This is a genomic window from Providencia sp. PROV076, assembly GCF_028483405.1.
GTDB classification, from domain to species: Bacteria; Pseudomonadota; Gammaproteobacteria; order Enterobacterales; family Enterobacteriaceae; genus Providencia; species Providencia huaxiensis.
In genome coordinates, this window is sequence record NZ_JAMPRR010000003.1 from 212,926 (window position 1) to 226,488 (window position 13,563).

13 protein-coding genes are annotated in these 13,563 nt (G+C 41.8%); 7 read left to right on the forward strand and 6 right to left on the reverse strand.

Annotation, left to right across the window (positions count from 1 at the left end):
• Positions 1–28: 28 nt before the first annotated feature.
• Positions 29–562: a SprT family zinc-dependent metalloprotease gene (locus PSF67_RS03325; RefSeq protein ID WP_102137785.1), complete on the reverse strand. Its 534-nt coding sequence runs from the start codon at positions 560–562 to the stop codon at positions 29–31.
• A 106-nt stretch (positions 563–668) separates the two neighbouring features.
• Between PSF67_RS03325 and PSF67_RS03330 the strand changes: the two genes are divergently transcribed.
• The 3 genes from PSF67_RS03330 to PSF67_RS03340 are packed head-to-tail and all read left to right on the forward strand — an operon-like array spanning position 669 to position 1,849.
• On the forward strand, positions 669–995 hold the full coding sequence (locus PSF67_RS03330) for an ArsR/SmtB family transcription factor (protein ID WP_166265453.1): 327 nt from the start codon (positions 669–671) through the stop codon (positions 993–995).
• Position 996: 1 nt separating this feature from the next.
• Complete coding sequence (locus tag PSF67_RS03335) at positions 997–1,434, forward strand: YeeE/YedE family protein (RefSeq protein WP_102137367.1); 438 nt, start codon at positions 997–999, stop codon at positions 1,432–1,434.
• Between the two features lie 4 nt (positions 1,435–1,438).
• Positions 1,439–1,849: a DUF6691 family protein gene (locus PSF67_RS03340; RefSeq protein WP_102137368.1), complete on the forward strand. Its 411-nt coding sequence runs from the start codon at positions 1,439–1,441 to the stop codon at positions 1,847–1,849.
• A gap of 72 nt (positions 1,850–1,921) precedes the next feature.
• Here the strand turns inward: PSF67_RS03340 and metK are convergent, their stop codons facing one another.
• On the reverse strand, positions 1,922–3,073 hold the full coding sequence (gene metK / locus PSF67_RS03345) for a methionine adenosyltransferase (protein WP_047755768.1): 1,152 nt from the start codon (positions 3,071–3,073) through the stop codon (positions 1,922–1,924).
• 718 nt (positions 3,074–3,791) lie between these two features.
• Between metK and speA the strand changes: the two genes are divergently transcribed.
• From speA to PSF67_RS03360, 3 genes are all read left to right on the forward strand, one after another.
• Positions 3,792–5,696 (forward strand): biosynthetic arginine decarboxylase, encoded by a 1,905-nt coding sequence (speA, locus tag PSF67_RS03350; RefSeq protein WP_125891436.1) that lies wholly within the window; start codon positions 3,792–3,794, stop codon positions 5,694–5,696.
• 295 nt (positions 5,697–5,991) lie between these two features.
• Positions 5,992–6,912 (forward strand): agmatinase, encoded by a 921-nt coding sequence (gene speB, locus PSF67_RS03355; protein ID WP_210848574.1) that lies wholly within the window; start codon positions 5,992–5,994, stop codon positions 6,910–6,912.
• A 335-nt stretch (positions 6,913–7,247) separates the two neighbouring features.
• On the forward strand, positions 7,248–8,027 hold the full coding sequence (locus PSF67_RS03360; RefSeq protein WP_102137372.1) for an acetoin reductase: 780 nt from the start codon (positions 7,248–7,250) through the stop codon (positions 8,025–8,027).
• A gap of 63 nt (positions 8,028–8,090) precedes the next feature.
• On the opposite strand, the gene PSF67_RS03365 is transcribed toward PSF67_RS03360, so the two are convergent.
• The gene (locus PSF67_RS03365) at positions 8,091–8,966 is read right to left on the reverse strand and encodes an alpha/beta fold hydrolase (RefSeq protein WP_272676526.1); all 876 of its coding nucleotides are present in this window, start codon (positions 8,964–8,966) and stop codon (positions 8,091–8,093) included.
• Between the two features lie 162 nt (positions 8,967–9,128).
• On the opposite strand from PSF67_RS03365, the gene PSF67_RS03370 reads away from it, so the two are divergent.
• Positions 9,129–9,377 carry a helix-hairpin-helix domain-containing protein gene (locus PSF67_RS03370; protein ID WP_166267618.1) on the forward strand — a complete coding sequence of 83 codons (249 nt, stop codon included), beginning with the start codon at positions 9,129–9,131 and terminating at the stop codon, positions 9,375–9,377.
• Here the strand turns inward: PSF67_RS03370 and PSF67_RS03375 are convergent.
• The 3 genes from PSF67_RS03375 to sgrR all read right to left on the reverse strand — a co-directional run bounded on the left by PSF67_RS03375 (position 9,374) and on the right by sgrR (position 13,103).
• Complete coding sequence (locus PSF67_RS03375; protein ID WP_272676527.1) at positions 9,374–10,105, reverse strand: TerC family protein; 732 nt, start codon at positions 10,103–10,105, stop codon at positions 9,374–9,376. The genes PSF67_RS03370 and PSF67_RS03375 overlap by 4 nt on opposite strands.
• A 71-nt stretch (positions 10,106–10,176) precedes the next feature.
• On the reverse strand, positions 10,177–10,863 hold the full coding sequence (gene mutH / locus PSF67_RS03380; protein ID WP_166267622.1) for a DNA mismatch repair endonuclease MutH: 687 nt from the start codon (positions 10,861–10,863) through the stop codon (positions 10,177–10,179).
• A 560-nt stretch (positions 10,864–11,423) separates the two neighbouring features.
• Positions 11,424–13,103 (reverse strand): HTH-type transcriptional regulator SgrR, encoded by a 1,680-nt coding sequence (sgrR, locus tag PSF67_RS03385; protein ID WP_102137377.1) that lies wholly within the window; start codon positions 13,101–13,103, stop codon positions 11,424–11,426.
• Between the last annotated feature and the right edge of the window lie 460 nt (positions 13,104–13,563).

Here is a 13,563-nt window from a genome sequence, read left to right on the forward strand (position 1 = left end):
ACACCTCAAACTTGATGCGGCAGAAAAGCTAATTTTCTGTCGCAGCGATAGAAATCTCTTCTTGTTTTAACACTTCCCCACATTTTCGACATAAATATTGGTTCTCACCCCGTAACACTTTGTTATGACGGCGTATGGTTAATTCATGGGTCATTTCACAGGCACAACGGTAGCGAAATGTTCGACTTTTTACTGTTGTAACCGCAAAGTTGTGTGTACGTTTCGCAGTGACTTCCAGTACATGTTGCATCATCCATTTCCATTCTTTGCCATGTGGAGCGATACCTTTGCGGCCAAATACATGAAAAACCAACAGATGTGCTAATTCATGAGGCACAACCTCATCAATAAATTGTTCTGTATTTTCGATGAGTAAACTGGGGTTAAGGCGGATTTCCCATTCTTTTAAATAAGCACTCCCCGCGGTTGTCCCTCGTTGCTTGTAATTAACCGTTGGTTCCGAAAATGACTGCTCGAGTTTGTGCTCTGCAAGTGCGAGCTTTTCTCGCAATATGCGCATGACTTGTTGCTGTAAAAAGAGTGGCACACGGATTGTTTTCATGGGGTAAAGGATACGTGAAGGTAATGGACATAAACAAGCAATAATTGACATACATTATACCGAAAGATATATTGTATTTTTATATAATAAATGTCAGACATAACATATGCACAATAATACCTCTGAACAGCAACTGTTAGCGATGAAGCAGGCCGCGTCAGAAACAGCTTCGTTACTGAAAACACTAGGGAATCCAGATCGTTTAATTTTACTATGCCAGTTAACACAGGGTGAAGCCTGCGTTAGTGAGTTAGAAGAGCAGCTAGGAATATTACAACCGACACTCTCTCAACAATTAACGGTATTGCGTAATGAAGGCTTAGTGATGACGCGCCGAGAAGGAAAGCGTATTTACTATGCGATTGCAGATGAGAAATTATTTACGCTGCTCAATACGTTATATCAGCTTTATTGCCCCGTGAAGGAGAAATGAAATGACCATAGATTGGGCTAATTTTACGCCACTGTCTGCCGCAGTTGGGGGAGTGTTGATTGGCTTAGCCGCTGCAATTTTATTAGTATTTAACGGTCGTATTGCTGGTATCAGTGGTATCCTAGGCGGGTTGTTGAAACCGACTAAGGGGGATACAGCGTGGAAAGTGGCTTTTATTATTGGCCTGATGAGCGCTCCAATGTTATTTACATGGTTGGCGTATACACCCGAAGTTAACATTGCGACCAGCACACCTATTTTAGTTTTAGCTGGGCTGTTTGTCGGCTTTGGCTCACGGCTGGGAAGTGGCTGTACTAGCGGTCATGGGATCTGCGGTATGGCAAGGTTATCCCGTCGTTCCATTGTTGCAGTATTGCTCTTTATGATCGTTGCTTTTGTGACAGTCGCTCTAGCCAACCATTTTGGGATAGGGAGATAAAGCAATGCCTATTCTTATCGCATTAATTTCAGGGATATTATTTGGCCTAGGATTAGTCATTGCCGGAATGGGAAACCCAGCAAAAATTTTAGCGTTTTTAGATATTACTGGAACGTGGGATCCTTCTTTATTAATTACGATGGCCGTTGGAATGGTAATTAGTGGAATGACTTTTTTATGGGTCAAAAAACGTTCTGTTAGCCTACTTAACTGCCCATTACAAATACCCACAAATCAAACGATTGATAAAAAACTAGTCACTGGAAGTGTGTTATTTGGTGTGGGGTGGGGGTTAGCCGGGATCTGCCCAGGGCCTGCATTATTGTTAACAGGAATGGGATTAACGCAAGGAATAATATTCACATTAGCGATGGTTGCTGGAATGGCAATTTTTCAGTTTACGCAAAAAAATTAATCGTTCATTGTGAGCAATAAAAAACCCATCAAATGATGGGTTTTTTTGTATGTAATTTATTTACTAAAGTAATTACAAGCCCGCAGCGGCGCGCAATGCTTCTGCTTTATCCGTTTTTTCCCAAGGGAACTGAGAACGACCAAAATGGCCATATGAAGCAGTTTGTTGGTAAATAGGGTGTAATAAATCCAGCATCTTAATTAAGCCGTAAGGACGTAAGTCAAAGAATTCACGAACTAATTGGATTAACAGTGATTCATCAACTTTACCTGTGCCGAACGTCTCTACCATAATCGAGGTAGGTTCTGCGACACCGATAGCGTAAGAAACTTGGATTTCACAACGGTCTGCAAGGCCAGCTGCGACAATATTTTTTGCCACGTAACGTGCTGCATAGGCTGCTGAACGGTCAACTTTTGATGGGTCTTTACCAGAGAATGCCCCACCACCATGGCGAGCCATACCGCCGTAGGTATCTACAATGATTTTACGGCCTGTTAAACCACAGTCACCCATAGGACCACCGATAACAAAACGGCCCGTTGGGTTAATAAAGTATTTTGTCTCTTTTGATAACCATTCTGCAGGGAGAACTGGCTTGATGATTTCTTCCATCACGGCTTCATGCAGGTCTTTTTGTTGAATATCTTCAGAATGTTGAGTAGATAAAACAACAGCGTCAATACCCACAATTTTATTATTGTCGTATTGGAAAGTAACCTGACTTTTCGCGTCAGGGCGTAACCATGGCAACGTGCCATTTTTACGAACATCTGCTTGGCGCTGCACTAAGCGGTGTGCATAAGTAATAGGAGCAGGCATTAATACATCAGTTTCGTTGGTTGCATAACCAAACATCAGGCCTTGGTCACCCGCGCCTTGTTCTGATGGGTCAACACGGTCAACACCTTGGTTGATATCGGGCGACTGTTTACCAATCGCACTTAAAACGGCACATGAATTGGCATCAAAGCCCATTTCGGAACTGGTATAGCCAATTTCGCGAACAGTTTTGCGCGTGATTTCTTCAATATCAACCCAAGCGCTGGTGGTGATTTCTCCCCCGACCATTACCATACCTGTTTTGACGTAGGTTTCGCAGGCAACGCGAGCTTTCGGGTCTTGTTCCAGAATAGCATCAAGTACTGCGTCAGAGATTTGATCAGCAATTTTATCTGGATGCCCTTCTGATACAGACTCAGAAGTAAAGAGATGTGTAGCCATGAGATTAATACCTTAAGAATTCGCAAATTTATAATTGGATGTTTTAACATCTAGACGGCTATTTTAGTCCCATACAGTAAAAATTTCTACCTGTATTTATACAAAAAACGAATAGGGACATAAAACAGCAATAGGTAAAGTTTTATCGCAATTTAGTCATTTTGGTTTTGCTTTTTGAGCGTAATAGATGTATAAACTGCGACCGTAACGGATGGTTGTTATTTCCCGTTATATACCAGCAGGATAATATAAAATGACTGCTATCTATCAGGAATGTTTATAAGCTTTTGAATTTCAATAAAAAATAAGGTGATATAGCTTAAATCAACAGGTCAACCTGCCAAAATAGTGCTACCACATTGAAATTTTAAAAGGGTAAACAGTTATATTGGGGGTTAATGGGTAATGATCCATAATCTACTGAATAACAGTATCCAACCGTCATATGCGGACCGCCGCGTGACTTTGGCATTTACTTTCCTGTCATTCTTTACTTCATCACGAAGTTACCGTCACATCTTTAATACACCTTCGAGGCTGAGTCATTAATCTGTCAGCTTAAGGTCGTATATTGTCACTGTTTAGAAGTTCTAAGCACTTTTTATTAAAATCTGAGTATTGCCGTTTCCCCAACATAACTGCCTTGCAGTGTTATGTCTTCACTGACATACATCAGGAAGGAGAACGCGTCACTCACCCCTCCATAAAGGAGTTTATTATGAATGATAATATCGCTCGCAAAATGCGTCAGACGTACAACATCGCGTATTGGGGTGGTGGTTACTATCAGGTGAATGAGCGCGGAAATGTCTGTGTTTGCCCGAACCCTGAGAACCCTGACACCTTTGTTGATTTAGCTGACCTCGTTAATCAGGTTAAAGAAGAGCAGGAGCATTTACGCTTACCTGCACTGTTTTGTTTCCCGCAAATCTTACAGCACCGTTTGCGTTCAATAAACGCAGCATTTAGACGCGCACGTGAGTCTTATGGCTATAAAGGCGATTACTTTTTGGTTTATCCAATAAAAGTTAACCAACAACGCCGAGTCATTGAATCATTAGTTAATTCTGGGGAACCGTTAGGGCTTGAAGCTGGCTCAAAAGCTGAGTTAATGGCAGTTTTAGCGAACGCAGGTAAAACACAAACCGTTATCGTCTGTAATGGATATAAAGACCGTGAATATATCCGATTAGCGTTAATTGGGGAAAAATTGGGTCATAAGGTTTACCTTGTTATCGAAAAAATGTCTGAAATTGAGATGGTGTTAAAAGAAGCGGAAAGCTTAAATGTCACGCCACGCTTAGGGGTTCGCGCCCGTTTGGCTTCTCAAGGCTCAGGTAAGTGGCAAGCAAGTGGTGGTGAAAAATCTAAATTTGGTTTGGCTGCAACCCAAGTATTACAGTTAGTGGAAATTTTACGCAATGCAAATCGCCTAGATAGTTTGCAGTTGCTTCATTTCCATTTAGGCTCTCAGATGGCCAATATTCGCGATATTGCCACTGGTGTCCGTGAATCAGCCCGCTTTTATGTGGAATTGCATCGCTTAGGTGTCAATATCCAGTGCTTTGATGTGGGCGGTGGCCTTGGTGTTGATTATGAAGGCACTCGTTCTCAATCCGATTGCTCCGTCAACTATGGCTTAAATGAATACGCCAACAACGTCATTTGGGCGATTGGGGATGCGTGTGAAGAGTTTAATTTACCGCACCCAACGGTGATCACGGAGTCTGGCCGAGCACTTACCGCTCATCATACCGTTTTAGTCTCCAATGTGATTGGGGTTGAACGCAATGAATTTACCAAAACAACACCGCCACATGAAGATGCACCACGTTCATTAATTTCCTTATGGGAAACCTGGGAGTCGATGCAGCATCAGGGCAATAGCCGTTCATTACGTGAATGGTTGCATGATAGCCAATTCGACTTACAAGAAGCGCACACTCAGTATGCACATGGCGTGTTAGATTTGACTCAACGTGCATGGGCAGAAGAGCTATACCTGAATATTTGCCGTCGTATCCAGCAAGATCTCGACCCAAGCAATCGTGCTCATCGTCCAATCATCGACGAACTGCAAGAGCGCATGGCTGATAAGTTTTATGTGAACTTTTCTTTATTCCAATCGCTGCCAGACTCTTGGGGAATTGACCAAGTGTTCCCAGTATTACCGATTGAAGGGTTAGATAAACCATTAGACCGCCGTGCGGTATTGTTAGATATCACCTGTGATTCTGATGGTATTATTGACCACTACGTTGATGGTGATGGCGTTGAAACCACAATGCCAATGCCGGCTTATGACCCTGAAAACCCGCCGATGATAGGTTTCTTTATGATTGGCGCGTATCAGGAAATTTTAGGAAATATGCATAACTTATTTGGTGATACTGCCGCAATAGATGTCTGGGTTGATAGCCAAGGTAACCTGCGTTACTTGCAAAGTGAAGAGGGCGATTCTGTGGCAGATATGCTGCAATACGTTAAATTAGTCCCTGAAGTCCTATTAGAAAGTTTCACAGAGCAAGTAAAAGGCACGGGTTTGAGTGAGCAGTTGCAAAAAGACTTTGTCGAAGAGTTCGAGAATGGTTTGTATGGGTATACTTATCTCGAAGACGAATAAATGCTCAATGCGCGTTATATTTCGCACCGTCGCGTTGTTGGCTGCATTTGCCAACCCTAGTCACATACTTGTGTATGCTCCTAGGGATTGGCTCATTTTGCCGCCTAGCGACAGCACGAACTATTTAGCGCACTATATGAGTCATAACGTATTAAGATACTGAACAGATAATAACTTTGTGCAAATAATATGATTTGTTTATTATTTATACTGTGCGAAGTTAATTAGGTAAAAACTATTCGAATTGAATATTAAAAGGGCTTGCTAATGGGCCGGCCCGTTTTGAGGAACAGAAATGATTAATAGTACTTTAGGTAATCAAGTTGATAACTCACTGGTTTCTAACGCATTTGGTTTCTTACGTTTTCCGCTGAATTTTCAGCCTTATAGCTCAGATGCAGAGTGGGTGATCACCGGTGTACCGTTTGATATGGCAACCTCTGGTCGTGCTGGTAGCCGTCATGGGCCAGCTGCAATTCGCCAAGTTTCTACGAACCTTGCGTGGGAAAGCCACCGCTGGCCATGGAACTTTAAGTTAACTGAACGTTTAAATGTGGTTGACTGTGGTGACGTGGTATTTGCTTTCGGTGATGCGCAAGATATGAGTGACAAACTGCAAGCCCATACTGAAAAACTGCTTGAATCAGGTAAACGTTGCTTGACCTTTGGTGGCGACCACTTCGTTACATTGCCATTGCTGCGTGCTCATGCGAAACACTTTGGGAAAATGGCCTTAGTTCATTTCGATGCACATACAGATACTTACGGTAATGGTAGCAAGTTTGACCACGGAACCATGTTCTATCATGCGCCAAAAGAAGGCCTAATCGACCCAAATCATTCAGTGCAAATTGGTATTCGTACTGAACATGACAGCGACAATGGTTTTACTGTACTGGATGCAGCTCAGGTGAATGATCGCAGTGTGGATGACATGGTTGCACAGATCAAAGAGATTGTTGGCGATATGCCTGTTTATCTGACTTTCGATATTGACTGCCTTGACCCTGCCTTTGCGCCGGGAACGGGAACCCCTGTTATTGGTGGTTTAACGTCAGATCGTGCATTGAAATTATTGCGTGGAATACAGTCATTAAATATCGTGGGTATGGATTTAGTGGAAGTCGCTCCCGCTTATGACCAATCTGAGATCACAGCATTAGCCGCCGCATCTATCGCATTAGAAATGTTATATATTCAAGCCGCTAAAAAATAAACAATTTAACGTTTACGCGAACAAAAGCCACCTACTCGGTGGCTTTTTTATATTCAAACCTCATTAAATTGTTTATTAATCGTATAAAGTTAAAGGAATAGCATTTTTTGTTTATCTTATTGAGAATGATTTTTATTAAAGATTATCTTCGAATTTCATTATTCATACCTTTTTCTTTGGTAAATAAAAAATATTCACAGTCTCAATAGTGAAATGTTTTTTATTAGTTAGGAATAGTAGGTAAAAATCATTACTTTGTAACTTGTTGTTATTATTGTTAACTTATGAGGATTGGTGGACTAGTCAATTTGGCTATTATTCAGTAGGAGATAAGTATGGCGTTAAATAATAAAGTTATTTTAGTTACTGGTGCAGCGCAGGGTATTGGTCGTGGTATCGCACTGCGTTTAGCGAAAGAAGGGGCTGATATCGCATTGGTGGATTTGAAAAAAGACAAACTCCAAGATGTTGCCAAAGAAATTGAAGCATTAGGCCGTAAAGTTACCACATTTGCTGCAGATATCAGTCAGCGTGACCAAGTCTTTGCCGCGGTGGCTCATGCAGAAGCGGAGTTAGGTGGTTTTGATGTAATGATTAACAACGCAGGGATTGCACAAGTTAAGCCAATCGCTGATGTTCGCCAAGAAGATATGGATTTAATCTTCAAAATTAACGTAGATGGCACCATGTGGGGTATTCAAGCCGCGAGCGAGAAATTCCAAGAACGTAAACATAAAGGGAAAATCATCAATGCATCCTCTATTGCAGGGCATGATGGTTTCGCGATGTTAGGTGTGTACTCTGCAACTAAATTTGCGGTTCGTGCGTTAACCCAAGCCGCGGCCAAAGAATACGCAAGCTCAGGTATAACGGTGAATGCGTATTGCCCTGGTATTGTTGGTACTGATATGTGGGTGGAAATCGATGAGCGCTTCGCTGAAATTACAGGCGCGCCAAAAGGTGAAACTTACAAAAAATATGTTGAAGGGATCGCGCTTGGTCGTGCTCAAACCCCTGATGATGTCGCGGGTCTAGTGGCATTCTTAGCAAGCGATGACTCTGACTATATTACTGGTCAATCTATTTTGACTGACGGTGGGATTGTCTATCGTTAATTCACTCATGTGAATTTAGGGTGTAAATAATAGCCGCGATGAATAACTCATCGCGGTTTTTGCTTATGCAGCGTGCTGCTGAATATCGGCTAAAATAGCTTCCGCTTGTGTCCAAAGTAGTGAGCCTCCCTCATCGCTTAATAAATGATGTTGGCAATTGGGAAAACGGCTGGCTAATATTTTGCCAAAATCAGGGGAATGGACTGTGCTCATATCGAGTTCGCCATACCATAAAGAGACGGGCACGCAGGTCGTTTCAGGGGCGAATTCCCATTTCTGCAATGCAATTAATAAGTCTTGAACATAACCTTGGTTGCCTTGGGCGAAAGCACGTCGCATGCAATGGCTATATGCCTCAAGGAAATGTTCTTCATTGTAGAGTTGTTGGTCGATTTCTGCACTGCAATTAAGAATAAACGCCAATAGCCACTCACCAGTGACATTTTTTAATAGCCAGTCAGACAGCGCTTCAGGGCTGTTAAGGGCTTGCTCTTGCATGTTCACGATATCAGCACTGAGTATTGCGCGAGTTGCAGGGTATTCAAATTGGTCTTGCCCTGACACAATAGACAGTGAGATAGGTTGGCAATAGTGAGCGATAGCCATGGCAAAAACAGCACCTTGAGAAAAACCGATGACAGAATATTGAGTAATGGACTGCTTATCTAACAGTGCTTGAACATCCATAGCAAAATTTTTAAATGATTTTTCAGGGTGAAATGTTGACTCACCAAGCCCCGCACGTTCAGGAACAATCAAACGAATATTCAGTTGTTCGAGTAAATCCAAACCAAATCCTAATGAACCACTCATACCCGCACCGGTACAAAAAATAACAGGAAAGCCTGTTTTAGGGCCCGACTCAAACCAGCAAAATTGACGGCTATCAGGTAATTGCATCGTGTGTTGATGTGGGTTGGTCAGTGGCGCGTTATACATGGTGAATTCCTAACACAAAGCAGGTACAGATGGGTGATAAGATAGGTCAGTTAATAATTATTAAAACTGGCATTGTTATAGTTGCAATTTTAAAGTATTAAATAGGTAAAATGCAAAATATTCGCTTAATAAATATCAATTCATTCACAAGAGGATCGTCAAATGGCATTTTCCGAATCAGAAAAACAGATTTTATTGGCTGTCAAAGGTGTTGGCCCCATGGTGATTAGCCGTTTAGAACAAATGGGGTTTAGTTCACTCGCACAATTAAGTGAAGCCTCCTATGATGAAATTTTAATTTCTGGAGCCGCATTAACAGGCTCAAGCTGCTGGAAAAATAGCCCACAAGCAAAAAAAGCGGTAGAAGGGGCTATTTTAGCGGCTAAACAAGCGGTTAGATTGCCATCTTAATCAGTTTGGTTTCTGGTTTTCCATTTCTTACTGCGCAAGATATTGAGAACTTGCACTGCCATAGAAAAAAACATAGCAAAATAAATGTAGCCTTTAGAAACATGGACTTGAACACTTTCAAGCAGCAATGTGAAGCCAACTAAAATCAAAAATGATAAGGCCAAGATTTTTACGGAAGGGTAACGTTCAACAAAGTCGCCAATGGGTTTGGCCGCAAGCATCATAATGAGTACAGCGATGACCACTGCTGCCATCATGATAAATAAGTGGTCTGAAAGCCCCACCGCGGTGATCACTGAATCTAAACTGAAGATAATGTCTAATAAAGCAATTTGTACGATAGCGCTCCAAAATGAGCTCACTTTCTTATTGGCTAGATTATTTTCACCTTCTCCTTCAATGGTTTCAAAAATTTCTTGGCTTGCTTTCCAAATAAGGAATATTCCACCTGCGCATAATATGAGATCGCGTGCAGATACCACATGGTCAGCAACTGTAAAAAGTGGGGTGGTAAGGCGTGATAACCAAGCAATCGAAGCCAATAGCGCAAGGCGCATCACCATTGCTGCAATAAGGCCTGTCCGTCTGGCACTATTTTGCTGGTGGCTCGGAAGCTTGCTCACCACAATACTCAGAAAAATAATATTATCGATGCCTAGGACAATTTCTAATATGGTTAGGGTGGCAAGTGCCATCCATGCATTGGGGTCGAGTATCCACTCAAACATCTGTGCACCTTCTACAATGAAACAGTGATAAATTTTTATCGTCTGCTTTGGTACAGGCGACACCTTGTTGATTAAGATAAACTAAAATGCCGTGCTAACAGCGGGCCTGTAAAATCCTTTTTTAGATAAAAGCCACGAGGTAGCGTCATAATAGGTTGACCAAACTCACCAATAGCTTCAGTTAATGCTTTATTGTTCGCCGCTTTAGGACGGATCTGTAATACCTGCCCATGACGTGCAGTGATACTTTCCACTTTGCCTAACACAATGAGATCCATTAACTCTTCCCAATCTTGTCGTAGTAACTGCTCTTCTAAGGGGGAGGGGCTCCAGATTAATGGGTTTGCGACTCGGCGCTGTGAGAGCGGAATTTGCCTTTCCCCTTCGATAGGAAACCATAAAATACGGGATAGTTTGCGGCGAACATGGCTATTTTCCCATGTTAAGCCGCTATTTCCCGTTAACGGTGCAACAGAAACAAAGGTGGTTTCGAGTGGAGCACCATGACGGTCAATAGGAATAGTTTTTAATTCAATACCAATATGGGCGAAATCTTGCTCTGCCTTACTTCCCGCGTTCGCGCCTAAATAATATTCCAATAACATGCCAACCCAGCCTTTGTCTCGCTTGAGATCAGGAGGAATAGGGATCGCTGCATGTTGGGCGAGTTCACCAAGCGTGTAGCCAGCAAGAGCTTGCGCTCGGGCCATTAAGGTCGCTTCGTTATCTGGTGGTGGCGGTGCAATAAATGGCGTCATGGTTTGAATAGTAATGTATAAAAAGTAGCCAGTGGAAATACATATAACTTAAGAAGTATAACACTTTTTCTATGGTATTTTTAACCATATGATATATATGAATATAATGTTATTTATTCATCTGAATTATAAATTATTACAGAGGTTATTCAAGTTCATCCCAAGATAATCACAGGATCATGCACTAGGTTATCCACAGGATTTCTGGATAACTGTGAAAAATCGAGATTACTGTGTGTATTTACAGCCTTGACGAAACGGTTTTTATGACGAGAGTCACAGAATATGAGTAAGTTAAGCACATATCTTGTGGATAAATACAACGTTGTTTGATCTTTGCTCAGTTGAAGTCTTAGGCATTTTAGTAAAAAAAATAGTCAGTGGATAAACTGATTTTTCGTTATTTATTTATTTGATTTATCAGTGATTATTTAATTTTTCTTTTTTCTGATAAAAAAGTGATTTGGGGATATACCCTGATTACCATGAGGTTGTTCACATGGATATCCACAGAAAAAGTGAATAACATCCTTATTATTCATTTTATCTGTTCATAACTATCAATATTTTGTTAGGTTATCCTCAGAAGGTTTAAACCAGGCGGATTTAAAATCAAACCAGCCAAAGGTGTTCATCCGTACACCGCGCATGGTGTTTTGGCCTTGCAGTTCGAGCCAATGATGAAAGATGGGGTGAAAAATTTGTGAGTCAATTAAGCTTTCACACCAAGCTTCAACATCTAATTGGTTATTACGCCATAGATTGAGTTCATCACTGAGGGGGTTATTAAGGCACTGACGTAACAACGGCATTTCGTACAAGGTTGCAAAAATGGAAAACTCAAGAGGTTTAAAAAAGTTAGCGGTTGTTAACCAGATATCACTTTGCCCATTGCCATTAAACCAATCATCGTAATCAATAATATTGATCTTGAGCTCCACACCTTGTTGCTGCAACACGCGTTTCATGATTTGGCTAATCGCATAGAACTCATGGTGGTTGCGATAAAAAGTGACAGTTAGCTCTGTTAAATCTTCAGGCTTAGGGAACAAGGTTAGCATTTTACTGTGGTGCCAATGGAGTAACAGGCCATAAGCAGGGGCCCAATGGCGCTGATAAAACGGCTCACAGTGGGCAAGCAGGTTAATTGGGGTTAAAAAGCTACACAACCATTTACGGACATCTTCACGCTGAGTAATGGTTGAACGCTGGTCCATTAACAGAAAATAACAGCCTTCTTCCATACGGCTTTCGAGCGAGCCATTATGGTGCTTATCACCATCCATTTTTAATGTCGTACAAACCATTTGTTCTGAGAGTTCAGGAACCACCCAAATAGTCACTTCATCAAGCAGCGCACGATAACCAAAATAGCGGTCAAAAGCCGTAATAGTGAGTTTTTGTGGCAAGTTTTTTTCCACTTGATAAGGACCCGTGCCGATTGGGCAACGGCTAAAATTTTCTAGGCTCTCCCACTCCTTCGGTAAAATAGCCGCATGATGGCTGCCTAACAACCAAGGCAGTTGTTTATCAGGCTCACTTAACGTGATATCAATAACATAAGGGTGTGGTGAGCTGACGGATTGTATATGAGAGAACAGAGGCCAACAGGTTTTTAAGCGTAAAAGGGAATAGATAATATCGTCAGCAACCATTTCTCGCCCATGATGGAAATAAATAGCGGGGCGTAAATAGAAACGCCATTGGGTCTCATTGACGGACTGCCAATGGTGGGCAAGGCCATTTTCCACTTCCCCTTTTTCCTCATTTATATGGGTAAGGCCATTAAATATTTGGCTCATTAAGTGAATTTCTGAGCGGCGCATTGGCGCACCGGGAAGCAGTGTCGGAAAATCACGATAATAAATAATCCGTAATAAGTTTTTACCTTGTCGATAGCTGCGTTCCAGTTCAGACAATACCATTTGGCGAATGGTTTCCTTATCACCAACCAGTGCAACCAATTTCTCAATACTTTCTTCTTTGAGTAATTGTTCAGCCTGTGCCTGTTGTAGCTCTAAGCCATTAACATGGAAAATAAGAGTGGAGCGCTTTCCTCGACCAGACTCTGCTTGCCAGCTAAGCCAACCGTGTGATTGCATATTATTAAGCAGTGTCCGAACATGACGGCGAGAGCAAAACAGCGTATCAGCGATATCTTGCAGCGTTGTTTCACTGTCTTGGCCCTGAAAATGTTGCCAGAGACGAATAAATTGGGTTTGTAATCGCGAATTAGACATAAAAGAGGAACTCCGGCAAAAAACACATCAATTTTAATTTCCTAAAATCTCACGATAATAGAAGGCAGTAAGTAGCTCGTTTGGTCTGCATGTTGCCGACCGACTCCCCCATTTAGAGTAATGGTGTTTATCACCGAGCCGGTTTTTACCGGCTTTTTTTTATTTTTTCGTCATATTTTGCGCCGTGGCTGTGTTGGCTGCGCTCAGCTATCGCCGTCACATACTTATTTTTTCGTCATATTTTGCGCCGTGGCTGTGTTGGCTTCACTCCGCTACCCTAGTCACATACTGGTGTATGCTCCTAGGGATATCCTCGTTTGCCGCCTTGCCACAACACAAACTATTTAGAAAAAATAGTTAAGTAAAAGTAAAAGTAAAAGTAAATTTTGTGGTGGGCAAAATATTTAGGTTAATTATACAGGAAAAATTTAATGAGGAAGCAGTTTGGGAGAGTAAATTT

What these genes read in the sequence shown, in the direction of transcription:
- PSF67_RS03325 (WP_102137785.1), bottom strand. Translation starts at nt 562, where the DNA reads ATGAAAACAATCCGTGTGCCACTCTTTTTACAGCAACAAGTCATGCGC.
- PSF67_RS03330 (WP_166265453.1), top strand. Translation starts at nt 669, where the DNA reads ATGCACAATAATACCTCTGAACAGCAACTGTTAGCGATGAAGCAGGCC.
- PSF67_RS03335 (WP_102137367.1), top strand. Translation starts at nt 997, where the DNA reads ATGACCATAGATTGGGCTAATTTTACGCCACTGTCTGCCGCAGTTGGG.
- PSF67_RS03340 (WP_102137368.1), top strand. Translation starts at nt 1,439, where the DNA reads ATGCCTATTCTTATCGCATTAATTTCAGGGATATTATTTGGCCTAGGA.
- metK (WP_047755768.1), bottom strand. Translation starts at nt 3,073, where the DNA reads ATGGCTACACATCTCTTTACTTCTGAGTCTGTATCAGAAGGGCATCCA.
- speA (WP_125891436.1), top strand. Translation starts at nt 3,792, where the DNA reads ATGAATGATAATATCGCTCGCAAAATGCGTCAGACGTACAACATCGCG.
- speB (WP_210848574.1), top strand. Translation starts at nt 5,992, where the DNA reads ATGATTAATAGTACTTTAGGTAATCAAGTTGATAACTCACTGGTTTCT.
- PSF67_RS03360 (WP_102137372.1), top strand. Translation starts at nt 7,248, where the DNA reads ATGGCGTTAAATAATAAAGTTATTTTAGTTACTGGTGCAGCGCAGGGT.
- PSF67_RS03365 (WP_272676526.1), bottom strand. Translation starts at nt 8,966, where the DNA reads ATGTATAACGCGCCACTGACCAACCCACATCAACACACGATGCAATTA.
- PSF67_RS03370 (WP_166267618.1), top strand. Translation starts at nt 9,129, where the DNA reads ATGGCATTTTCCGAATCAGAAAAACAGATTTTATTGGCTGTCAAAGGT.
- PSF67_RS03375 (WP_272676527.1), bottom strand. Translation starts at nt 10,105, where the DNA reads ATGTTTGAGTGGATACTCGACCCCAATGCATGGATGGCACTTGCCACC.
- mutH (WP_166267622.1), bottom strand. Translation starts at nt 10,863, where the DNA reads ATGACGCCATTTATTGCACCGCCACCACCAGATAACGAAGCGACCTTA.
- sgrR (WP_102137377.1), bottom strand. Translation starts at nt 13,103, where the DNA reads ATGTCTAATTCGCGATTACAAACCCAATTTATTCGTCTCTGGCAACAT.